The sequence below is a fragment of the Marinococcus halophilus genome, from assembly GCF_900166605.1.
In the GTDB taxonomy this organism is placed as follows: Bacteria; Bacillota; Bacilli; order Bacillales; family Marinococcaceae; genus Marinococcus; species Marinococcus halophilus.
The window spans coordinates 25,477-46,664 of the sequence record NZ_FVZD01000005.1 but is presented as its reverse complement, the minus strand read 5'-3'; the positions used below and the strand labels follow the sequence as shown (position 1 = coordinate 46,664).

Genomic DNA, 21,188 nt, shown 5'->3' with positions numbered 1-21,188 from the left:
TCTAATAGATCAGCAATGTCATAAGTAGGAAACTGTTACTTGAAGTATTCCATATTTTATATCTGGCTTCAATTCTGGTGTATTTGTTCCTGTATATTGATAAAAAAGTCGTAGGCTTAAGGGATCGATCCCGTGTGTAAAAAAACGGCTGTTTTGCTGGCATGCTTCACTTTTTCCTGTATATACAGTAAAATAAAAGTAATAAATATTGTGGAATTGGACGAAATAGGAGGTACGGAGCATGAAGCTGTTAGTAGCTGTGGTGCAGGATAAAGATAGTAACCGGTTGTCTAATGCGCTCGTAGAAGCAAATTTCCAGGCAACCAAGCTCGCGAGTACTGGTGGTTTTTTGAAAGCCGGGAGCACTACGTTTTTAATCGGCGTGGAAGATGAGCAGGTGGATGAAGTAAAAAAAGTCATCCAGGAAAACTGCAAAACCCGGGAACAGCTCGTCGCTCCTGTTTCACCTATGGGCGGAAATGCAGATTCCTATGTACCGTATCCTGTCGAAGTGCAGGTTGGCGGAGCGACTGTGTTTCAATTAAACGTAGAAGAGTTTGAAAAATATTAAAGACGGAGAGATCAATATGAGTTGGGAAGCCATGCAGGAAGAACAGCCTACAGTAATGTCGCTGTTGGAAAGAAGCATGAACAAAGACCGCGTGGCCCATGCTTATATATTTGAAGGAAAAGCGGGTGCCGGCAAGCGCGAAACAGCGCTTTTAATGGCACAGCGCTTTTTTTGCGTGGGAAAAGACGTCCCTGCGCCGTGCGGAGAATGCCGGGAATGCCGCAGGATCACGCACGGGAATCATTCGGAAGTAATGTTTTTACAGCCGGAAGGTGCTTCGATTAAAAAAGCACAAGTGGAGATGCTTCAAAAAGAATTCACTTACAAAGGAATGGAAGCCCGGTTAAAAATTTATATTATCGAAGACGCGGACCGGATGACGGCAAGTGCGGCCAACAGCCTGCTGAAGTTTCTCGAAGAACCGGAAAGCCCGACACTGGCAATTTTATTAACAGAGAATGCGCATTTCCTTTTGGACACTATCCAGTCCCGTGCCCAAAAGATTTCGTTCTCTCCCCCGTCCATTGAACGGCGGCGCCGTCTGTTTCAGGAAAGGGAGGGTACAGGGGAAATTGCAGCCGGCCTGCTTGCAAAGCTTCCTCATGTGCCAGAGCGTGAAAACGAGGCGGCACAGGCTGAGTGGATTGTACAGGGCCGAAATCTAGTGATACAATTAACGGAAGAGGTGCATCAGCGCCTTCACAGTGCATTATTGACACTACAGGATAAATGGCTTGGACATTTTTCAGATAGAGAAGAACTGGACATCGGCTTAGATATGCTGCTTTTTTGGTATCGCGACCTCCTGTCGATCACATACGGTTCGGATGACATCACATACTTCGATCAAAAAGCGACGTTGGAACGAGTAGCCCTTCGTTTTTCAGAAATGGAGGTCGTTGCCCGACTGCAGGCAATTTTAGAAGCAAAGCGCCGGCTCCGGGCCAATGCGAATGCGCAGCTTCTAATGGAACATCTGCTGATCCAGTTACAGGAGGGATCATGACATTGCATGATGTAGTAGGCGTTCGGTTTAAAAAGGCGGGAAAGATTTATTACTTTTCCCCAAATGGCCATGACGCACAGGTAGAAAGCTGGGTCATAGTAGAAACGGCGAGAGGAATTGAGTACGGAAAAGTAGTGCTTGAAAATAAACAGGTCAGCGGCGACGACGTCGTGCTGCCGTTAAAAAAAGTCATGAGGCTTGCCAACGAAGATGATCATGCTGCTGTTAAAGAAAATAAACAGTTGGAGCAGGAAGCATATGATCTTGGCTGCGATAAAATTGCCACACACCAGCTGGATATGAATCTGGTAAACGTGGAGTATACTTTTGACCGAAATAAAATTTTGTTTTACTTCACGGCTGAAGGGCGGGTGGATTTCCGCCAGCTGGTGAAGGATTTAGCTTCTCAGTTTCGTACAAGAATTGAACTCCGGCAGATCGGTGTTCGGGATGAGGCCAAAATGCTCGGTGGCATAGGCCCGTGCGGAAGAATGCTTTGCTGTTCGACGTTCCTTGGAGATTTTGAACCGGTTTCCATTAAGATGGCAAAAGATCAGAATCTTTCCTTAAATCCGGCGAAGATTTCCGGTCTGTGCGGAAGGCTTATGTGCTGTTTGAAATATGAAAATGATCATTATGAAACAGCTAAGCGTGAAATGCCCGACGTAGGAGAACATATCAACACTCCAGAAGGCAAAGGAAAAGTAGCCGGCATCAATATTTTAGAACGCCTCGTCCAGGTAAATTATGCAGAAGAAGAGAGAGTGTTGGAATTTTCACTGGACGAACTGCTGGATGAAGGCTTCATCGCAGGATAACAGCCATACGGACGGAAAAGGGGGGGTGCGAGTGGATAAAAAAGAAATCTTTTCCCAGGTGATTCATATGGAAGAGCGGATCGGAAGACTCCATGATGAATTGGGGGAGCTCAAAGAACAGCTGGCGATGCTGATTGAAGAAAATCAGGCACTCGTACTCGAAAATCAGCATCTGCGCCAGCGCGTGGAGGACAGCGGCGAAGAGGTGCAGGAAAAGGAATTAGCCGGAGGTACCTCTCAGCCAGGCCCGAGCCGCATTCAGGCAAGCAGTATGGGAGAAGGGTATGACAACCTTGCCCGCCTGTACCATGAAGGCTTCCACATTTGTAATATGCATTATGGGAGTCTGCGTACGGATGGAGACTGTTTATTCTGTCTTTCCTTTTTGAACCAAAAATAAAGCATAAGCTATCTGAAACCGCCTGTCTGTAAAGACAAGCGGTTTCGTTTATATCTTCAGGACGTTCAGGAAGACGTTTCTTAAATAGGAGGACATAAAGTGATCAGGCTAGTAGAAGATGAAGATTATGAAGCGGTGCGCCGGGTAGCTGAAATAACGTGGGAGCACACATATGAAAATTTAATCCCGGCCTCGACAAGGCAGGCGTTTATCGACGCTGCATATTCTAAAAAAATGTTTGACGTTAAACGCAGGGAATCCATTTTTTTAGCGGCTGTTACCGGGAGCAGGCTGATCGGCTATATCAATGTGGTGCAGCAGGAGGAGGCAGAGCTTGCAGCTCTTTACGTACTGCCGGAGCATCAACGGGCTGGGTGGGGCCAGAAGCTGTTTGATGTTGGGATGGAATATGTTTCTGTCGAAAAAAAGTTAATGACGGTTTATGTGGAGGAGGGCAATGCCGGCGCCGAAGCTTTTTACCAGAAGCAGGGCTTTCTGGAAACGGAACGCTTCACAGAATTGTTTATGGAAACGCCGTTAAAAACGATAATAATGAAAAAACAGCTGCACAGGTAAAAAGTTTGACTTGCTTTTAAAGAAGCTCCCGGTGGTACAAAAAACAGAGTGAAAGGATGGATGACCCATGAGCAGCACCTCGAATACTATTAAAGAATATGTACAGGCGTGTACGGTAACTCTCCGGGACGGCACTGTACTACCATCACTTGGCCAGGGCACTTGGCATATGGGTGATGATTCCGGTTTAAGGCAGCAGGAAATAGAGGCTCTTCGTACAGGTCTTGATTGCGGAATGACGGTCATCGATACAGCGGAAATGTATGGCGGCGGTAAAGCAGAAGAGCTTGTCGGAGAGGCGGTGAAAGGCAGGAGGGAGGAAGCTTTCCTCGTTTCTAAAGTTCTCCCGAATAATGCCGGCGGCAAAAAACTTGAAGAAGCCTGTGAAGGATCTCTCAGTCGTCTCGGTGTAGATCAGCTGGACTTGTATTTACTTCACTGGCGCGGGAGTATCCCTCTCAAAGAGACCGTACGGGATATGGAAAAATTAAAGGCAGACGGAAAAATTAAGCGTTGGGGTGTTTCTAACCTGGACGTAAGGGATATGAAAGAACTGCTATCGCTCGAGCACGGAAACAACGCCGTCTGCGATCAGGTACTGTACCATCTGGCTTCAAGGGGCATTGAGTTTGATCTGATGCCGTGGATGAAGGAGCAGCAGATGCCGGTAATTGCCTATTGCCCGCTCGATCAGGGAGGAGGGCGAACGCTTGGGGAAAGCCGTACCTTACAAGAAATCGCTGAACGCCGGAGTATGACGCCGCTTCAGATTGCCCTCGCCTGGACCATTCAATCCGGTATGGTGTTAAGTATTCCGAAGACGTCCAATCCGGCACATGTGCGGGAGAATGCCGGGGCGGCAAGTGTGACGCTGGCAAATGAAGAACTGGAAATGCTGGACCGCGCTTTTCCAAAGCCGCAGACAAAACAACCACTCGACATCGTGTAGCTGCCAGCCGGCCTTTTCTGAGGAGAAGGCCGGTTTTTGTGCCGGACAGAGAAGAAATTAATCATAGGCATGTGCTAAAATATAAATAATTCATTACGCGGGCAGAAATGTGCAAGGAGTCTTTTGATGAAAACTATTTTACGTTACGTTCGTCCTTATAAAGCAGCAGCGGTGTTGTCTTTTTTTCTGCTTTTGATTGAATTGTCGGTTGAATTGTTTCAGCCGCTTCTGCTTGCGCGACTGATCGATGAAGGTCTCGCAAACAATGACCTTGGCCTGGTTGTGAGCCTTGGACTTTCGATGGCAGGCCTAGCCCTGCTCAGCTTTGGTGTTGGGGTACTGAACTGTTTTTTCGCTGACCATGTCGGGCACAGTACCGGCTTTGATCTGCGCAATGAAATGTATAAACGTCTCCAGGAGTCAAGTCTGGAAAAGCTGCAGGGCTTCCCGCAGTCCTCTTTACTTACCAGGCTGACCAACGATATTACCCAGGTCCAAAACATGATTGTAATGCTGTTGCGGTTTATGCTTCGTTCACCGCTTCTGTTGGTTGGCGCGACTATCATGGCTTTTGTGGTAAACGCCCGTATGGCTCTCATTCTGGTGGTTTTTATTCCTTTTTTATTGCTCATACTCGCATGGCTGATGAGAAAAGGAATGACTTATTTCGGCAGTTTGCAGCAGCGTATTGATGCAGTAAACAGGGTAATGAAAGAAAACCTTGGTGGTTTGAGGCTCGTTCGGGTATTTGGCCGGGAACAGCATGAAATTAAACGCTTTTTTATGGAGAATGAAGCCCTTCAGGCGAGCGCTCTCAAAGCATTTCGCTATACCGCTCTTACCTCGCCAATTCTGTTGTTTTTAATGAATGCTGCAATTGTGCTCATGCTCTGGATTGGAGGAGCTGCTGTGCAAAACAATGAAGCTCAGGTAGGCGAAGTGGTGGCGGTAGTTAATTACGCCACGCGAATGACCGGGGCTCTTGGTGTTGTGGGTATGCTAATCACGTTGCTGGCCCGGGCAAGAACTTCTGCTTCCCGGATTGAAGAAGTACTTGAAGGAACCGAAAAAGAAAATTCGGGGCAGTATAACGTGAAGGATGAAGGAAGCATAGATGTTCAGTTTGAGAATGTAACTTTTGCTTATAATGAGAGCCGGGTTCCGGCTTTAAATAATGTGACGTTTCACGTGAAACGCGGGGAACAAATGGCAGTTCTTGGGGCGACAGGAGCCGGCAAGTCTTCTTTGTTTCAACTGATGCTTCGTTTGTATGAGCCGGCCAACGGCCAGCTTCTCATCGATGATTCGGATGCCCGGGAGCTTAATATTACTTCTTTAAGAAACCAGATTGGCTATGTGCCCCAGGAGGCAAAATTGTTTTCAGGAACGATCCGGGAGAATGTAGAATGGGGACTGGAGGGAGCGGAAACTGAGGAAATAAACAAAGCACTGGAAACGGCCCAGCTCGGGGAAACGGTGCGTGCGCTGCCGGAGCAGGAGGAGACATTGATCGGACAGAACGGGGTGAATCTATCCGGTGGCCAGAAACAGCGGGTGACAATTGCCCGGGCGTTGCTTCGCAACCCTGGCCTCCTGCTTCTGGATGACAGCACGAGTGCGCTGGATGCGGAAACGGAAGCAGAATTTCTGGGCGCGCTTGAAGCGTATTCTTGTACTTCCATTTTAGTGACCCAAAAGCTTTCCACAGCGCTGAAAGCAGATAAAATGCTGCTTCTCGAGCACGGGGAAGTCATTGGTTTTGGCACCCATGAAGAACTATATGGAGAGTCTGCATTCTACAGGCAGCTGTATCAATCACAGTACGGGAAGGAGGCGGCGACATGAAAAAGCACTGGCTCACTTCACCGTTTCGGTATAAACACCCGGACATTGATCCTTCTAAGAAAGACAGCCATCCCGGGACCGACAGGGTACAGAACTGGAAACAGACGACAGCCCGGCTTTGGTCTTATCTGGCCATTCAGAAATGGCGGCTTACCGCTGTTTTTATCTGTGTAATTTTTACTGCTGCCTTTATGCTTTCCGGCCCGCTGCTCCTTGGCCACATTGTTGATCATTATTTAGTCCCGCAGCAGCTCGACGGATTTGGAACGGTTTTATTACTATTATTTGCCGTGTATATTGGCTGGGGAGTCATGAGCACCGTCCAGACCTATGTGATGATCTCTCTCGCCCAACAGGCGGTTTTTAAGCTGCGTTACCACCTGTTTTCCCACTTGCAGACACTTCCGATTTCTTTTTTTGATAAACGAAAGCACGGAAATATCATGAGCAGAATGACCAATGATATGGATAATATATCGACAACGTTAAACACTTCAGTAGTACAGATCATGACCAGCCTGCTGACGTTTACAGGGATTCTCATTATTATGCTGGTGATCAGTCCTTTACTTACCTTTTTTACGCTCCTGTTTTTACCGATCATGTTTGTTGGCCTTCGCTGGATTACGAAACGGACCAGGCTGTTGTTTCAGAAACAGCAACAGGCAGTGGGAGCAGTAAACGGATATGCTGAAGAAACCATTTCCGGCCAGTCGATCGTAAAGGTGTTTTCTAAAGAACCGCGCGTGATGCAGGAGTTTGAGCAGGAAAGTGAAAGCCTTCGCCATGCAGGTTTCTGGGCTCAGACATATTCCGGGTTTATTCCGAAGTGGATGAACTTTTTAAACAATATCAACTTTGCGGTCACCGCAGGCGCAGGAGGCATTTTGGCGTATTACGGTATCGGGACAGTTACTATCGGTACAATCTTTATTTTTGTGGAGTATTCCCGTCAGTTCACCCGTCCGCTGAACGATTTAGCCAACCAATTTAATGCCCTTTTTGCAGCGCTTGCCGGAGCCGAGAGGATTTTTTCGTTTTTGGACGAAAAAGGGGAGGATCACCGGATAAAAGAAGGAACAGCAAAAACTGTTTCTGGAGAAGTGAAGTTTCAGGACGTTTCATTTGGCTATGAAAATGAACAAGTGCTTCATGGCGTTGATTTTCACGTAAATGCCGGAGAAACGGCTGCGTTTATAGGTCCTACCGGTTCGGGGAAAACGACCGTCATGAATTTAATTATTGGTTTTTATACGGCAGAAGCCGGCGAGGTCTACGTGGATGGGACTCCTCTTTCCGAGTGGAATATCAAACGCCTGCGGGAGCAGATGAGCGTGGTGCTGCAGGATGATTTTCTGTTTGAAAAAACTGTAATGGAGAATATACGCTACGGTAATTTGGAGGCTTCAGATGAACAAGTCATAGAAGCGTCGAAAGCTGCCAACGCCCATGCGTTTATTGAGCGGCTTCCGGAAGGCTACCAGACGATGCTTGGAAAAGAAGGCAGCGGGTTCAGTCATGGCCAGCGGCAGCTGCTTTCCATTGCCAAGGCAGCGCTGTCCGATCCGAAAATTTTAATTCTCGATGAAGCAACGTCAAGTGTGGACACAGTAACAGAAATGAGAATACAAGAAGCGCTGGGACGCTTAATGGAGGGGCGTACATCCTTCGTAGTGGCCCACCGCTTAAACACTATCGAAAAAGCAGACACTATTTATGTAATGGATAATGGAGAAATTGCAGAACAGGGCACACACAGTGAACTTCTTCAAAAACAGGGGCGCTATGCGGCGTTTCAGCAAGCAAATCAGCAGAAGGTAGACATATGAGGTGGGTCCTGGGAAAAAGTATAAAATCAGGGGGCGGAGGCAGTGAAAGAAACATTACAAAAGGGAGAAAGAATCGATCACACTCCCTCCAAAAAGCCTATTATCCAGCAGGACAATGCTTTTGCGTTCTCCATTGATTCGGTGCTGCTTGCGTATTTTTGCTCTGCACCGAAAACTGTTGGAAAGATTATCGATCTTGGCACTGGAAATGGGATTATTCCTCTTTTATTGACAGAGCGCAGCCGCGTCCCTATTACAGGGGTAGAGAGGCAGTCCGTACTTTGTGATATGGCGAGACGAACGATGGCCATGAACGGGGCAGGCGGGCAGGTTACTGTCGAGCAGGCGGACGTGCGGGAAGCCCGTGCCAATTATCATGGAGATCAGTGGTCACTGGTAACATGTAATCCTCCTTATTTCGATACTCGTCAGGAAGCGCTGAAAAATAAACAGGCAAAAATGGCAAATGCCCGCCATGAAGAGCATGGAAGTCTGGAAGAATTCGTTCAGGCGGCTGCTTTTTTAGCCAAGCAGAAAGGCAAGGTGGCTATGGTTCTCCGTCCGGAGAGGATTGCGGAACTGTTTGATTATTACCGGAAATATCGTCTCGAGCCGAAGCGGATGCAGCTTATTCATCCAAAGGCAGAGCGAGCGGCAAACATTGCGCTGGTCGAAGGAATAAAAGCAGGGAAGCCTGGTTTGGAATGCCTGCCGCCGATTATTGTGTATAATACTTCCGGCGAATATACAGAGGAGTTTCAATCTTACTATGGAACAAAATAAGCACGTTGTCTATATGCTTCAATGTCGGGATGGGAGTCTGTATACAGGCTATACGAACAATTTGCGAAAACGTCTGGAGGCGCACAATGCAGGCCGGGGGGCAAAGTATACAAAGGGCAGGGGGCCGGTGCAGCTCGTTTACCTTCGGCGGTTTACGACAAAAAAAGAAGCGATGCAGGAAGAGTACCGCCTTAAGAAGCTTCCGCGAAGTCAAAAACAACGATTAATAAAGGAGGCGCACGATGACCCAGCAGTTCAGCTTTCAAGCTTCTGAGAGAACGGGCATGCTCTATTTAGTGCCAACGCCAATTGGGAACCTGGAGGATATTACTTTTCGTGCTGTCCGTATACTTCAGGAAGCGGACTATATTTTGGCTGAAGATACCAGGCAAACGAAAAAGCTTACCCAGCACTATCAGATAGAAACCTATTTAGAAAGCTACCATGAACATAACAAACGCCAGAAGCAGGAAAAAATTCTGCAATGGCTCACGGAAGGAAAACAGGTAGCGATGGTAAGTGATGCGGGCACTCCGCTTGTGTCCGATCCCGGGAATGAGCTTGTGCAGGAATGTATAAAAAAAGAGCTGCCGGTGGTGCCTCTTCCTGGCGCAAATGCTCTTCTGCCAGCTTTAACCGCTTCCGGACTTGGAGGAGGAGGCTTTTATTTTCATGGCTTCCTGCCGCGAAAGAAAAAGGATATACGTTCAGTTCTGCACCGTCTCCCATCCGGTGTGCCGGTTATTTTGTATGAATCGCCGTACCGCCTGCTCGGTACAATTCGTTTTCTCCATGAAGAATGGGGAGATGGGCCCGCTGTCGTGGCAAGGGAATTAACGAAGAAACACGAAGAGTTTGTCCGTGGAAGCCTGCTTGAAGCGGCGGCCGCATTTGAAAACAGAGAGGTCAAAGGGGAATGTGTATTAATTGTAGAAAAGCCTGATTTGCATGAACCTGAAGAAGATGTGCCGATGGAGGAGGAAGTTCGGAAGTATGTGGAAGAGGGGGCTTCAAGCAAAGAAGCTATTAAAAAAACAGCCCAGCGTCGAAATGTTAAAAAGCAGGAAGTATATGCGGCATACCATGGGTTAAATAAACCCTAAAAAAAATCTTTCCCCGAAAGGAAAGACTTCTTATGAACTTAAGCGTTCGATTTATGATTTTGCACGTATTCCTGAAGATCCTTAATAATGGACTCAGCTCCTTCAGGAGAAAGAATGATTTTACCGTCGGCAAGGGAAAGGTTGTCATCAGACACTTCTCCGGTTACCTGGCAGGTCATGTTTGGTTTGTATTTTTTTAATACAATGCGGTCATGGTCCACATAAATTTCAAGAGCGTCTTTCTCTTGGATTTCAAGTGTGCGGCGGAGTTCAATCGGAATAACTACACGCCCTAATTCGTCAACCTTACGTACGATACCTGTTGATTTCATTGGTAGGTCCTCCTTAATTTTAGCTTTATTCGTCAAAATTCGACATTTTCTATCTGTATGCTAACAATACCAATGTTTTCTAATACCGTCAACGAATTTGAATCATGATTTCTGTGAAATTTAACAAAAATTTCAAAGTGATTTATTTAAATAATTCAATATTATTTATCATTTTTATACTTATTTTTGAAATAAAAAACTATAATTCAGGAATAAGAAAGAAATTTTTCATAATAAGGAAATATTTACTGTGTTGAAAACATTTTTGTCGAATTGTCGAATAAAAATATTTTTGACGAAAAGGGAAAAAACACATAGTATATTATTGTAGAAAATATATGGTCTGAAGAATGGATAAGTATCTATGGAGGTCGGCACAGAGAACCGGGAAGGCTGGAAACCGGTGCGGCATAAATGGAGAAAATGGTCCGGGAGGACGTCCGTGTGAGCTGAAACAGTAAAGACGGGCCGTCGGCGGCGTTAACGCTGAACTTCCGGGGCCGGGTGTGCCTGGAAATAAGCCGTTATTTGTAAAAATAGCGGAAATTTGGGTGGTACCACGTGAGCGCAGCTTTCGTCCCTTTGGCGGACGGGAGCTTTTTTATATTGGAAGGACCTTTACACACTTTTAAAGGAGGACATAAACATGCCAGAAGAAAAGAACACGTTTTATTTAACGACACCGATTTATTATCCGAGTGGGAAGCTTCATATTGGACACGCATATACGACAGTAGCCGGAGACGCCCTTGCCCGCTATAAACGCCTGAGGGGCTACGATGTAAAATACTTAACTGGTACCGATGAACACGGGCAGAAGATTGAAAGAAAAGCGGAAGAAAACGGGGTCAGTCCGCAGCAGTTTGTCGACGAGGCAGCACGAAATATTAAACAGCTTTGGGATAAATTAAACATCACCTACGATGATTTTATCCGCACGACTGAAGACCGCCATCGTGATGCTGTACAGATCATTTTTGAAAAACTAAAGGACAACGGGGATATTTATTTAAGCGAGTATGAAGGCTGGTATTCTGTGCCGGATGAGACCTTCTATACAGAAACCCAGCTTGAAGACAAACAGTACGATGAAGCTGGCAGCGTGGTTGCCGGCCTCAGTCCGGAAAGTGGTCATCCAGTAGAGAAGGTGCGGGAAAAATCGTATTTTTTCAGAATGAGCAAGTATGCGGACCGCCTGCTGCAGTTTTATGAAGATAACCCGGAGTTTATTCAGCCGGAGTCCCGTAAAAATGAAATGATTAATAACTTTATTAAACCGGGGCTTGGAGATTTATCGATTTCGAGAACAACATTTGAATGGGGCATTCCTGTCAAAAGTGACCCTGAGCACGTGGTATACGTATGGATTGACGCACTGAGCAACTATATTACTTCGCTCGGTTATACGACAGATCACGATGAAGAATATCAAAAATACTGGCCGGCAGATGTGCACATTGTTGGTAAAGAAATCGTGCGCTTCCATACTATTTATTGGCCGATTATGCTGATGGCACTCGATCTGCCGCTGCCGAAAAAGGTGTTTGGCCATGGCTGGCTGTTAATGAAAGATGGAAAAATGTCGAAATCCAAAGGGAACGTCGTTGATCCAATTCCTCTTGTTGACAGGTACGGTCTGGACGCCGTGCGCTACTATCTGCTCCGGGAAGTGCCGTTTGGCTCGGACGGGGTATTTACGCCAGAGGGATTTGTGGATCGCCTAAATTATGACCTTGCGAATGATCTGGGTAATCTGTTAAATCGGACTGTAGCGATGGTGAATAAATATTTTGACGGCTCGATCCCGGCCTACGTAAAAGATGCAAGCCCATATGACGCTTCTCTGCTTGAATTGATAGATTCTACTGTCGTCAAAGTGGAAGATGCGGTGGAAGAAATGGAATTTTCGGTAGCTTTAACAGCTATCTGGCAGCTTATTAGCCGCACAAACAAATATATTGATGAAACCCAGCCATGGATTCTTGCACGAGACGAGAGCGAGCGGGAAGTGCTCGGTTCTGTGCTTTACCATCTAGCAGAGTCTCTGCGGGTAATCAGCATACTGATTCAGCCGTTTATGACAGAGACACCGAAAAGTATTTGGTCGCAGCTTGGAATAAATGAAGAAATTATGGACTGGGAGACGACAAAATCCTTCGGGCATATAAAAGAAAGCACCAAGGTAGCCACCAAGGCCACTCCGGTCTTCCCTCGTCTCCAGCACGAAGATGAAGTGAAGTATATTATCGAGTCGATGGGCGGAACGGTAAAAGAGGAAGAAGACCAAGAGGAAGAAGCGGAAGAAAGCAATGAAATTACGATTGATGATTTCGGAAAAGTCGAGCTGAAGGTAGCAGAAATCATCGAAGCAGAGCCGGTGAAAAAAGCGAATAAACTGCTTAAAATCCAGCTCGACGTAGGCGATGAGAAGCGCCAGGTCGTTTCCGGCATCGCAGAGCATTATGCCCCGGAGGACTTGAAGGGCCGGAAGGTGATCTGTGTTACCAATCTGAAAGCAGTGAAGCTTCGGGGAGAATGGTCGGAAGGAATGATTCTGGCTGCTTCCAAAGGAAAAGAGCTTACGCTTGCTACCATCGACCAGACTCTTCCAAACGGGTCGGTCGTAAATTAAGGAAAGGACGAGAACGTGATGCTTTTTGATACACATGTTCATTTGAACGTAGAACAATTCGAAGGAGAAGTCGCAGAAACCATCGAACGGGCGAAAGAAGCCGGGGTTGGATACATGACGGTCGTCGGCTTTGACAGGGAGACGATCCCTAAAGCGATAGAACTCGCGGAAACGTATGATTTTATTTACGCAGCAGTCGGCTGGCATCCAGTTGATGCTGTCGACATGACCGAGCAGGACCTGGTCTGGCTGGAAGAGCTCACCGCCCATCCACGGGTGGTGGCTCTCGGGGAAATGGGACTCGATTACCACTGGGACAAATCTCCGAAGGACGTGCAAAAAGACGTATTCCGCCGGCAGATACACCTGGCGAAGAAAGTAAATATGCCGATCATTATTCATGACCGCGAAGCTCATGATGATATTGTCGATTTGCTGGAGGAAGAAAATGCAGGAGAAGTCGGCGGTATTATGCACTGCTTTGGAGGAACCGCCGAAACGGCTAAGCGCTGTATGGATATGAATTTTTATATCTCCTTTGGTGGACCGGTTACATTCAAAAATGCCAGACTGCCAAAGGAAGTAAGCAGAGAAATCCCTATGGACCGGCTGTTAGTGGAAACCGACTGTCCATTTTTAGCGCCCCACCCGTACCGTGGTAAACGAAACGAACCAGCTTATGTAAAGCTGGTGGCTGAAAAAATCGCAGAATTAAAGGAAATTCCGTACGAAGAATTGGCTGAACAAACGACGAAAAACGCTAAACAGCTTTTTCGTCTGTAAAAGAGGATCCGGCCCGCTATTTCCATAAAATGGGAAGGCGGGCTGTATCATAGAAATAGACTAAAATGGTTTCAAAGGAAGGTAGCCGTGCGTATTTATGAATGTATCGTAGTGGAGGGCAAATCTGATACCGCAGCTGTCCGTAATGCTGTGGAGGCGGACACAATTGAAACAAACGGTTCAGCAGTAAGCGAGGAGGCACTGCGGCGGATTGAACTAGCTCAGAAACGGAGAGGAATCATCATTCTAACCGATCCAGATGTGCCGGGCGAGAGAATCCGCCGAATCGTCAGCCGGCGTGTGCCGGGCTGCAGGCATGCTTTCTTAACAAAAGATAAAGCATCCGGGCGCCCGGGCGAGAGCCTGGGTGTGGAGCACGCCTCGGCGGAGACGATCCGGGAGGCGTTAAGACACGTTCGTAGTGAGAAGGAGCACCCAGAAGTGACAGCCGCAGTAACAAGGCAGGAGCTTCTGGAACTGGGATTGTTTGCCGGAAGAGGCTCAAGAGAGAAACGGGCCCGCCTGGGGGAAATACTGAACATTGGTTATGCCAATGGGAAGCAGCTTCTAAAAAGGCTGGAAATGTTTCAGATCAGTCAAGCTGAATTCACTGCAGCTTATGAACAATTAATGAAAGAGGAGGAAAAGGAGTGAAGGATATAGCGACCCCCGGCCGCACAAAAGACATCTTGGAGCGACACGGATTTTCGTTTAAAAAAAGCCTGGGACAAAATTTCTTGATCGACGCAAACATTTTAACGCGTATCGCAGAAGCAGGAGGTATAGAGCGGGAAGACGGAGTCATAGAAGTAGGGCCCGGCATTGGGGCCCTGACAGAGCATCTCGCAAAACAGGCAGGCCAGGTGGAGGCGTTTGAAATTGATCAGCGCCTGCTTCCGATTCTGGAAGAAACGATGGCTCCTTACCCGCATGTGCACGTGCACCACCACGATATTCTGCAGGTGGACCTCGGGCCGTTTATTCAAAACCGCATGAGTGAATGCCGCAGTATATCCGTGGTGGGAAACCTTCCGTATTACGTTACGACTCCTATTCTAATGGCTTTGCTTGAACAAAGGCTGCCAATTAAAAATATCGTAATCATGCTGCAAAAGGAAGTGGCAGAGCGGATGGCGGCCGTGCCAGGCACAAAAGCCTACGGCTCCCTGTCCATAGCGGTGCAGTATTTTGCAGAAACAGAGAAAGTAATGACTGTTCCTAAAACCGTATTTATTCCGCAGCCGAGAGTCGATTCACTGATCCTTCGTTTGAAAAAGCGCGAGGCGCCGCCAGTGCACGTAGTAAACGAGGAATTCTTTTTCCAGGTGGTGCGGGCGTCATTTACGCAGCGTCGAAAAACTCTTTGGAACAACCTGCTTCACCAGCTCACTGGAACAGAAGGGAAAGACAGGCTGATGCAGGTATTTGAACAAACCGGCATCGATTCCGGCAGGCGGGGCGAAACGCTTTCTATGGAAGAGTTTGCGCTTTTAGCCAATGAACTTGCTCCTTTTTCTCAAGAATTTTAAGACCTTGCCAAAAAGAAAGATTTAGTAATTGACATTCAAATTAAAGAATTGTTATAATGAAAAATTTTTGACAACTAACCCGAGTTATGTTAACATGATTTTTAGTGAGGTGGGTTAGACAATGGGAAAAACATTGGTGGAGATTAAAGAAGCGTTGGATTTAAAAGTAGGTAAACGAGTTACGGTGATTGCTAATGGCGGACGCAAGAAAACCGTCGAACGTTCCGGTTATTTAGAGGAAACATATCCTTCCGTCTTTATTGTCAAACTAGACAGAGCCCAGCATCCTGTCGAACGTCTTTCTTACAGCTATACAGATGTACTCACCCAGACAGTCAAACTGTATCTAACGGAAGAAGAAGAGCTTCAGGCTTAACTAACACATACGAATGCAGTCCCCGGACAGCATACAGGCTTTCTGCGCTAAGCGGAAAGCTTTTTTGCGTGGGCAGAGCCCTGCTGAAGTGGGCGTAAGACTTTAGTTTCCCGCGCTCCATGCTCCAGTCGCATCCTGGAGAGCTTTTCCTGCTGTACATGCTGCTGTTTTTCCACTAAAATGTTAGAAGGTTGAAAGTACGGTAAACGTGGAGGAAGATGAGAGAAGGAGAATGATGGTGAAGTTATCAAAAAAGGCTCCGGCGAAAATAAATCTGACGCTCGACGTTTTAGGTAAACGGGCGGACGGCTATCACGAGGTGAAAATGGTGATGGCCCAGGTGGATTTGGCTGATCGACTGGAGTTTGAGCGAAGAAAAGATGGAAAAATTGTCGTGCAGATGTCAGAAGGTTTTCTTCCGGAAGACCACAGAAACCTGGCCTACCAGGCTGCAAAACTGTTAAAGGATAAATACCAGATTGCTTATGGCGTGTCGATCTTCATACATAAAAACATTCCTGTGGCTGCCGGGCTTGCCGGAGGAAGCAGTGACGCTGCAGCTACGCTGCGGGGGGTTAATGAGCTGTGGGAGATCGGTGCAGATACGGAGGAGCTGGCGGAAATAGGAGCGCTGATCGGATCAGACGTATCCTTTTGTGTGCACGGAGGAACGGCGATCGCTACCGGACGGGGTGAGCGAATTGAACACATTGATCCGCCCCCGTCCTGCTGGGTAATTTTAGCTAAGCCTCCTACAGGTGTTTCTACCGGGGAGATTTACCGCAGAATCGACGCGGCTAAAAAACGTAAGGAAATGACGCCGGCAATGGTGGAAGCGATTCGGAACGGCAATTATGAACAACTTTGCCAGTCTTTATCCAATGCCCTTGAAGAGGTCACTCTTCCGCTGTATCCCGAAGTGGGCCAGATCAAAGCCCGTATGCTTGATTCGGGAGTGGATGCTGCGCTGATGAGCGGCAGTGGCCCTACCGTTTTCGGGCTGGTAGATAAAGAAAGTAAAGTGAGCCGTGTGTATAACGCGCTTCGCGGCTTCTGCTCCCAAGTGTACGCGGTTCGACTGTTGAACAACCGAAATGCTTGATAAAATCCGTATAAAAATGGTATATTCTTGCTAAATATTCGGATTTTACGGAGGTAAGCATGAAAAAACTGAAACGAAGCGGCCGATTGGTGGATATGACCAACTTTTTGCTGCAGCATCCACATGAACTTATCTCTCTTGGTTATTTTACAGAGAGGTATGAATCCGCCAAATCCTCGGTAAGTGAAGATTTGACTATTATTAAAGAAATTTTTGAAACGCAGGGCGTGGGGGCCCTGCGGACGGTGGCAGGCGCGAGCGGCGGTGTGCAGTATGTGCCGAAAGTGGAAAAAAGCACTGCAGAATTGTTTGTCGACGGGCTGTGCGAGAAGCTTGAAAACAAAGAACGGCTGCTCCCGGGAGGGTATTTATACATGATGGATATCCTTGGCCGTCCGCGCACGATGAATGAAGTAGGAAAGATGTTTGCTTCTGTTTTTGCGGACCGGCAAATTGATGCCATTGTTACTGTGGCAATGAAAGGTATTCCGCTTGGCTATGCAATTGGTACATACTTGGACGTTCCTGTAAGCATTGTGCGAAGAGATCACCGGGTTACGGAAGGATCGACGGTGAGCATCAATTATGTATCAGGATCATCGAGGCGTATCCAGACGATGTCTTTAGCGCGCCGGAGCCTGCCGGAAGGATCCAATGTCCTTGTAGTAGACGATTTCATGAAAGCAGGCGGCACAGTAAGCGGAATGATAGAACTACTCCAAGAGTTCCGGGCGAATGTGGCAGGCATTGGTGTGCTCGTAGAAGCTGAAGGCGCAGGCGAACGGCTGGTGGACGACTATGTAAGCATTGCTCGGGTAGAAGAGGTAAACGAAAAGACGAAAAACATCCGCGTAGTGCCCGGAAACTTTCTAACAAAGCTGGAAAAGGAGAGATCGAGATGAAGGAAGTATTTACTAAGCAGGCACCAGAGGCCATTGGGCCGTATTCCCAGGGGATTAAGGTAAATAACGTATTTTACAGCTCCGGCCAGATTCCTCTGACGACCGCAGGCGAAATTGTAAGCGGCGGCGTGGAAGAACAGACGCACCAGGTTTTTCAAAACCTGCAGGCGGTACTCGCTGAAGCCGGCTCTTCGCTGAATCATGTTATTAAAGCCACAGTGTTTATAAAAGATATGGATGAATTTCCGGTTATTAACGAAGTGTACGGATCTTACTTCCAAGAACATCAGCCGGCCCGCTCGTGTGTGGAGGTGGCCCGCCTGCCGAAGGATGTAAAGGTGGAAATCGAAGTTATTGCTTTACTGTCTTCATAAAAAAACAGCGCTCTTTGCTGCCTGCGTGAATCGCGCTAATGGCAGCTGGAGCGCTGTTTTTTTATGATAAGGGTAGAAAAGGCCACAAGATAAGCCGATAAGAGTTATAACGAAAAAAATTTTGAATACAGGACTTTTAGCTCGCGTAAAAAGATGTGGTAACATAATTAAAACATCGTTATACTGGATATATGTTTATATACTTAAAAATTAAATATATTTGCGGGTGATTACAGACCCAGGCAGGATTTTGCAGAGCAATATAGAAGTCACTAATCATCCTCTCCATGTTCAGCTGGAGAGATACATAGAGACAGGTGAGTTAATAAATCAAAGGTGGTGAAAACATGCAGGTAACAGACGTCAGGCTGCGCCGGGTAAATACTGATGGACGAATGAGAGCCATTGCTTCGATTACATTCGATGAAGAGTTTGTTGTTCATGACATCCGGGTCATTGATGGAAATAACGGTCTCTTTGTTGCTATGCCGAGTAAACGCACCCCTGATGGGGAATTTCGTGATATTGCCCATCCTATTTCGTCAGCGGCAAGAGAGAAGATCCAATCCGCTGTATTAGCAGAATATGAAGAGCAGGATGAACAGCCTACAGAAAAAAATTTTAACGAAGCCGGCGCTTCGTAACATTATAACGTACCACCGCAGCAATAACGGTCTCAAAGAGGGACCGTTATTTATTTTGGTCTGTAAGCGAAATCAGGTGGATAGGCGGGCTTTCATTATGTAGAATAGGTAATAGTGTATTCTTGAAAACCTACAGCTTTTAAGATATTATTCTTAATGGACAAAAATGCGCATATGGAGGAACCTACATGAACAATCGCTATGCCGTTATTTTAGCTGCCGGGAAAGGCACCCGTATGAAATCCAGTCTTTATAAAGTACTCCATCCTGTTTGCGGAAAACCGATGGTGGAGCACGTCGTGGATGAGCTCGAAGAAGCCGGTGCCGATCAATTAGTCACAGTGACCGGCCACGGGGCAGAAGCTGTCGAGGAGCGTTTACAAGAGCGTACTTCTTATGTGCTTCAGGAGGAGCAGCTCGGAACTGCTCATGCCGTGATGCAGACTAAAAAGCTGCTTGAAGGCAAAAAAGGCACAACCATCGTCGCTTGCGGAGATACCCCTTTGATCCAGGGGAGTACGATGCGGGCACTGATGGACCATCATGAACAAATGGAAGCAAAAGCAAGCATCCTGACAGCCATAGCAGATGAACCTGCCGGATACGGACGGGTCGTCCGGAACAGCAGCGGAGAAGTCGTGCGGATCGTGGAACATAAAGATGCAGACGAAACGGAAAAAGGGATACGGGAAATTAACACAGGCACATACTGCTTCGATAACGAAGCATTATTTCATGCGCTCAGCCAGGTAGATAACAATAACGTACAGGGGGAATATTACCTTCCTGATGTCATCGGCATACTTCAGGAAAAGGGCGAAACAGTAGCCGCCTGGACCACTCCGGATTTTTCTGAGACAATTGGGGTGAATGACCGGGTGGCTTTATCCCAGGCTGAGAAAGCTATGAGGCGCCGCATTAATGAACATTGGATGCGCCAGGGGGTAACTATTATCGATCCGGAGAATACTTATATCTCTAAAGAAGCCGTGATCGGTGCTGATACAGTCATTGAGCCGGGAACAATTCTTCGTGGCAGTGTGCATGTAGGAACCTCCTGCCAGCTCGGCCCTCATTCAGAAATCAGCAACGCTGTCATCGGCAGCGAAACGGTGGTCCGGCAATCGACAGTGACAGACAGCGAGGTAGGGAACTTGGTACAAATCGGGCCTTACGCTCATGTCCGCCCGGCCTCATTAATTGGGGACGAAGCTAAAATCGGCAACTTTGTTGAAATTAAAAAAGCTTCTATCGGCCAGGGAAGCAAAACCTCCCATCTAAGCTACATCGGAGATGCAGAGGTAGGGAAAAATGTGAATATCGGCTGTGGTTCCATTACTGTTAATTACGACGGTGCGGGTAAGCATTTAACGAAAATCGAAGATGAGGTATTTATCGGATGCAATTCCAATCTTGTAGCGCCGGTAAACGTGGGGAAAGGCGCTTACGTAGCGGCTGGCTCCACGATCACTTCGGATGTTCCGGAGGATGCCCTTTCTATTGCGAGGTCAAGGCAGACAAATAAAGAGAACTATGTAAGTGAAAAATTAAACACAGGTAAAAAGCAAAACAAGTGACGGAGGGAATTAAAAAATGTCCACGATGGATCGCTCCAATTTGAAAGTATTCACCCTGAACTCGAATCCAAGGCTGGCCGAAGAAATTGTTGAGCAGATCGGCACAACAATGGGGCTTAGTTCTGTAAAACGATTCAGCGACGGAGAAGTGCAGATAAATATCGAAGAAAGTATCCGCGGCTGCGATGTCTTTTTGGTCCAGTCGACCTCAGACCCGGCCAATGAGCATATTATGGAACTGTTAATCATGATTGATGCCTTGAAGCGGGCGTCGGCAAAAACGATCAGCGTTGTGCTCCCTTATTATGGTTATGCACGGCAGGACCGCAAAGCCCGGGCTAGGGAACCTATTACAGCCAAGCTGATTGCCAATCTGCTGGAGACAGCTGGAGCGACAAGGATTTTAAGCCTGGACCTGCACGCAACACAAATTCAGGGATTTTTTGATATTCCGGTGGATCAATTGCAGGGAGAACCTATTTTATCCCGTCACTTCAACGAAAAAGGTTTGGAAGACCTCGTTATTGTTTCACCAGACCACGGGGGCGTGGTGCGAGCGCGTAGAATGGCAGACCGCTTAAAGGCGCCTATCGCAATTATCGATAAGCGCCGGCCGCGGCCGAACGTTTCAGAGGTCATGAATATTGTCGGTGATGTAAAAGGCAAAACGGCGATTATTATTGATGATATTATTGATACTGCCGGAACGATTACGCTCGCAGCAGACGCGTTAATTGAGTCAGGTGCAAACCATGTGTACGCGTGCTGCACTCATCCGGTACTTTCCGGCCCGGCCATAGAGAGAATTGAAAACTCTAAGATTGAAGAACTTGTAGTAACGAATTCCATTGTGCTTCCGGAAGAGAAAAATATTGATAAAGTAACTCAGCTCTCCGTCGGCCCGCTTATGGCTAAAGCGATTATTAACGTCTTCGAGCAGACTTCGGTAAGCCGTTTGTTTAATTAATCGACAAGAAAATCAATGGTTTGAATAAGCCATTGATTTTTGATGTGGATTCTGGTATAATTCTGTCTCAAGTGGGCAAAATTACGCGAA

23 protein-coding genes are annotated in these 21,188 nt (G+C 47.1%); 22 read left to right on the top strand and 1 reads right to left on the bottom strand.

What is annotated here, in order from left to right; genetic code table 11:
- Positions 1–241 precede the first annotated feature (241 nt).
- The 11 genes from B5066_RS02635 to rsmI all read left to right on the top strand — a co-directional run bounded on the left by B5066_RS02635 (position 242) and on the right by rsmI (position 9,880).
- A complete protein-coding gene (locus B5066_RS02635; RefSeq protein WP_079474416.1) occupies positions 242–571 on the top strand; it encodes a cyclic-di-AMP receptor in 330 nt (109 codons plus the stop codon).
- A gap of 16 nt (positions 572–587) precedes the next feature.
- Positions 588–1,577: a DNA polymerase III subunit delta' gene (holB, locus tag B5066_RS02630; protein ID WP_079474415.1), complete on the top strand. Its 990-nt coding sequence runs from the start codon at positions 588–590 to the stop codon at positions 1,575–1,577.
- A gap of 2 nt (positions 1,578–1,579) precedes the next feature.
- Positions 1,580–2,395, top strand: coding sequence for a PSP1 domain-containing protein (locus B5066_RS02625; protein ID WP_079475040.1), 816 nt, complete (start codon positions 1,580–1,582; stop codon positions 2,393–2,395).
- Positions 2,396–2,426: 31 nt separating this feature from the next.
- Positions 2,427–2,795, top strand: coding sequence for a DNA replication initiation control protein YabA (yabA, locus tag B5066_RS02620; protein WP_079475039.1), 369 nt, complete (start codon positions 2,427–2,429; stop codon positions 2,793–2,795).
- 99 nt (positions 2,796–2,894) lie between these two features.
- A complete protein-coding gene (locus B5066_RS02615) occupies positions 2,895–3,371 on the top strand; it encodes a GNAT family N-acetyltransferase (protein WP_079474414.1) in 477 nt (158 codons plus the stop codon).
- Between the two features lie 67 nt (positions 3,372–3,438).
- Positions 3,439–4,320 carry an aldo/keto reductase gene (locus B5066_RS02610; RefSeq protein ID WP_079474413.1) on the top strand — a complete coding sequence of 294 codons (882 nt, stop codon included), beginning with the start codon at positions 3,439–3,441 and terminating at the stop codon, positions 4,318–4,320.
- Between the two features lie 126 nt (positions 4,321–4,446).
- The gene (locus B5066_RS02605) at positions 4,447–6,165 is read left to right on the top strand and encodes an ABC transporter ATP-binding protein (RefSeq protein WP_079474412.1); all 1,719 of its coding nucleotides are present in this window, start codon (positions 4,447–4,449) and stop codon (positions 6,163–6,165) included.
- Positions 6,162–7,994: an ABC transporter ATP-binding protein gene (locus tag B5066_RS02600; protein ID WP_079474411.1), complete on the top strand. Its 1,833-nt coding sequence runs from the start codon at positions 6,162–6,164 to the stop codon at positions 7,992–7,994. The genes B5066_RS02605 and B5066_RS02600 overlap by 4 nt, the downstream gene beginning before the upstream one ends.
- A gap of 42 nt (positions 7,995–8,036) precedes the next feature.
- On the top strand, positions 8,037–8,777 hold the full coding sequence (locus tag B5066_RS02595; RefSeq protein WP_079474410.1) for a tRNA1(Val) (adenine(37)-N6)-methyltransferase: 741 nt from the start codon (positions 8,037–8,039) through the stop codon (positions 8,775–8,777).
- Positions 8,764–9,051, top strand: coding sequence for a GIY-YIG nuclease family protein (locus B5066_RS02590; RefSeq protein WP_079474409.1), 288 nt, complete (start codon positions 8,764–8,766; stop codon positions 9,049–9,051). The genes B5066_RS02595 and B5066_RS02590 overlap by 14 nt, the downstream gene beginning before the upstream one ends.
- Positions 9,020–9,880 carry a 16S rRNA (cytidine(1402)-2'-O)-methyltransferase gene (rsmI, locus tag B5066_RS02585; RefSeq protein ID WP_079474408.1) on the top strand — a complete coding sequence of 287 codons (861 nt, stop codon included), beginning with the start codon at positions 9,020–9,022 and terminating at the stop codon, positions 9,878–9,880. Before B5066_RS02590 ends, rsmI begins: the two co-directional genes overlap by 32 nt.
- 38 nt (positions 9,881–9,918) lie before the next feature.
- Here rsmI and B5066_RS02580 read toward each other — a convergent pair whose 3' ends face one another.
- Positions 9,919–10,212 carry a transition state genes transcriptional regulator AbrB gene (locus B5066_RS02580; RefSeq protein WP_079474407.1) on the bottom strand — a complete coding sequence of 98 codons (294 nt, stop codon included), beginning with the start codon at positions 10,210–10,212 and terminating at the stop codon, positions 9,919–9,921.
- A gap of 646 nt (positions 10,213–10,858) precedes the next feature.
- On the opposite strand from B5066_RS02580, the gene metG reads away from it, so the two are divergent.
- The 11 genes from metG (at position 10,859) to B5066_RS02525 (ending at position 21,098) form a co-directional block, all read left to right on the top strand.
- Positions 10,859–12,844: a methionine--tRNA ligase gene (metG, locus tag B5066_RS02575; protein ID WP_079474406.1), complete on the top strand. Its 1,986-nt coding sequence runs from the start codon at positions 10,859–10,861 to the stop codon at positions 12,842–12,844.
- Positions 12,845–12,862: 18 nt separating this feature from the next.
- Complete coding sequence (locus tag B5066_RS02570; protein ID WP_079474405.1) at positions 12,863–13,627, top strand: TatD family hydrolase; 765 nt, start codon at positions 12,863–12,865, stop codon at positions 13,625–13,627.
- 87 nt (positions 13,628–13,714) lie between these two features.
- Entirely contained in the window at positions 13,715–14,281 is a 567-nt protein-coding gene (rnmV, locus tag B5066_RS02565) for a ribonuclease M5 (protein WP_079474404.1), read from the top strand.
- Entirely contained in the window at positions 14,278–15,156 is an 879-nt protein-coding gene (gene rsmA, locus B5066_RS02560) for a 16S rRNA (adenine(1518)-N(6)/adenine(1519)-N(6))-dimethyltransferase RsmA (RefSeq protein ID WP_094908854.1), read from the top strand. Before rnmV ends, rsmA begins: the two co-directional genes overlap by 4 nt.
- A gap of 121 nt (positions 15,157–15,277) precedes the next feature.
- The gene (locus B5066_RS02555) at positions 15,278–15,532 is read left to right on the top strand and encodes a Veg family protein (protein ID WP_022792872.1); all 255 of its coding nucleotides are present in this window, start codon (positions 15,278–15,280) and stop codon (positions 15,530–15,532) included.
- Between the two features lie 238 nt (positions 15,533–15,770).
- Entirely contained in the window at positions 15,771–16,634 is an 864-nt protein-coding gene (gene ispE, locus B5066_RS02550) for a 4-(cytidine 5'-diphospho)-2-C-methyl-D-erythritol kinase (RefSeq protein ID WP_079475038.1), read from the top strand.
- Between the two features lie 59 nt (positions 16,635–16,693).
- On the top strand, positions 16,694–17,536 hold the full coding sequence (purR, locus tag B5066_RS02545; protein WP_079474402.1) for a pur operon repressor: 843 nt from the start codon (positions 16,694–16,696) through the stop codon (positions 17,534–17,536).
- Positions 17,533–17,910, top strand: coding sequence for a RidA family protein (locus B5066_RS02540; RefSeq protein ID WP_079474401.1), 378 nt, complete (start codon positions 17,533–17,535; stop codon positions 17,908–17,910). Before purR ends, B5066_RS02540 begins: the two co-directional genes overlap by 4 nt.
- A gap of 347 nt (positions 17,911–18,257) precedes the next feature.
- Complete coding sequence (spoVG, locus tag B5066_RS02535; protein ID WP_079474400.1) at positions 18,258–18,554, top strand: septation regulator SpoVG; 297 nt, start codon at positions 18,258–18,260, stop codon at positions 18,552–18,554.
- A 188-nt stretch (positions 18,555–18,742) separates the two neighbouring features.
- Entirely contained in the window at positions 18,743–20,131 is a 1,389-nt protein-coding gene (gene glmU / locus B5066_RS02530) for a bifunctional UDP-N-acetylglucosamine diphosphorylase/glucosamine-1-phosphate N-acetyltransferase GlmU (RefSeq protein WP_079474399.1), read from the top strand.
- 16 nt (positions 20,132–20,147) lie between these two features.
- Positions 20,148–21,098: a ribose-phosphate diphosphokinase gene (locus B5066_RS02525; protein ID WP_079474398.1), complete on the top strand. Its 951-nt coding sequence runs from the start codon at positions 20,148–20,150 to the stop codon at positions 21,096–21,098.
- Positions 21,099–21,188 lie beyond the last annotated feature (90 nt).

Coding starts and splice junctions, on each gene's coding strand:
- B5066_RS02635 (WP_079474416.1), top strand. CDS start 242: ATGAAGCTGTTAGTAGCTGTGGTGCAGGATAAAGATAGTAACCGGTTG.
- holB (WP_079474415.1), top strand. CDS start 588: ATGAGTTGGGAAGCCATGCAGGAAGAACAGCCTACAGTAATGTCGCTG.
- B5066_RS02610 (WP_079474413.1), top strand. CDS start 3,439: ATGAGCAGCACCTCGAATACTATTAAAGAATATGTACAGGCGTGTACG.
- B5066_RS02605 (WP_079474412.1), top strand. CDS start 4,447: ATGAAAACTATTTTACGTTACGTTCGTCCTTATAAAGCAGCAGCGGTG.
- B5066_RS02600 (WP_079474411.1), top strand. CDS start 6,162: ATGAAAAAGCACTGGCTCACTTCACCGTTTCGGTATAAACACCCGGAC.
- B5066_RS02590 (WP_079474409.1), top strand. CDS start 8,764: ATGGAACAAAATAAGCACGTTGTCTATATGCTTCAATGTCGGGATGGG.
- rsmI (WP_079474408.1), top strand. CDS start 9,020: ATGACCCAGCAGTTCAGCTTTCAAGCTTCTGAGAGAACGGGCATGCTC.
- B5066_RS02580 (WP_079474407.1), bottom strand. CDS start 10,212: ATGAAATCAACAGGTATCGTACGTAAGGTTGACGAATTAGGGCGTGTA.
- metG (WP_079474406.1), top strand. CDS start 10,859: ATGCCAGAAGAAAAGAACACGTTTTATTTAACGACACCGATTTATTAT.
- B5066_RS02570 (WP_079474405.1), top strand. CDS start 12,863: ATGCTTTTTGATACACATGTTCATTTGAACGTAGAACAATTCGAAGGA.
- B5066_RS02555 (WP_022792872.1), top strand. CDS start 15,278: ATGGGAAAAACATTGGTGGAGATTAAAGAAGCGTTGGATTTAAAAGTA.
- purR (WP_079474402.1), top strand. CDS start 16,694: ATGAAAAAACTGAAACGAAGCGGCCGATTGGTGGATATGACCAACTTT.
- B5066_RS02540 (WP_079474401.1), top strand. CDS start 17,533: ATGAAGGAAGTATTTACTAAGCAGGCACCAGAGGCCATTGGGCCGTAT.
- spoVG (WP_079474400.1), top strand. CDS start 18,258: ATGCAGGTAACAGACGTCAGGCTGCGCCGGGTAAATACTGATGGACGA.
- glmU (WP_079474399.1), top strand. CDS start 18,743: ATGAACAATCGCTATGCCGTTATTTTAGCTGCCGGGAAAGGCACCCGT.
- B5066_RS02525 (WP_079474398.1), top strand. CDS start 20,148: ATGTCCACGATGGATCGCTCCAATTTGAAAGTATTCACCCTGAACTCG.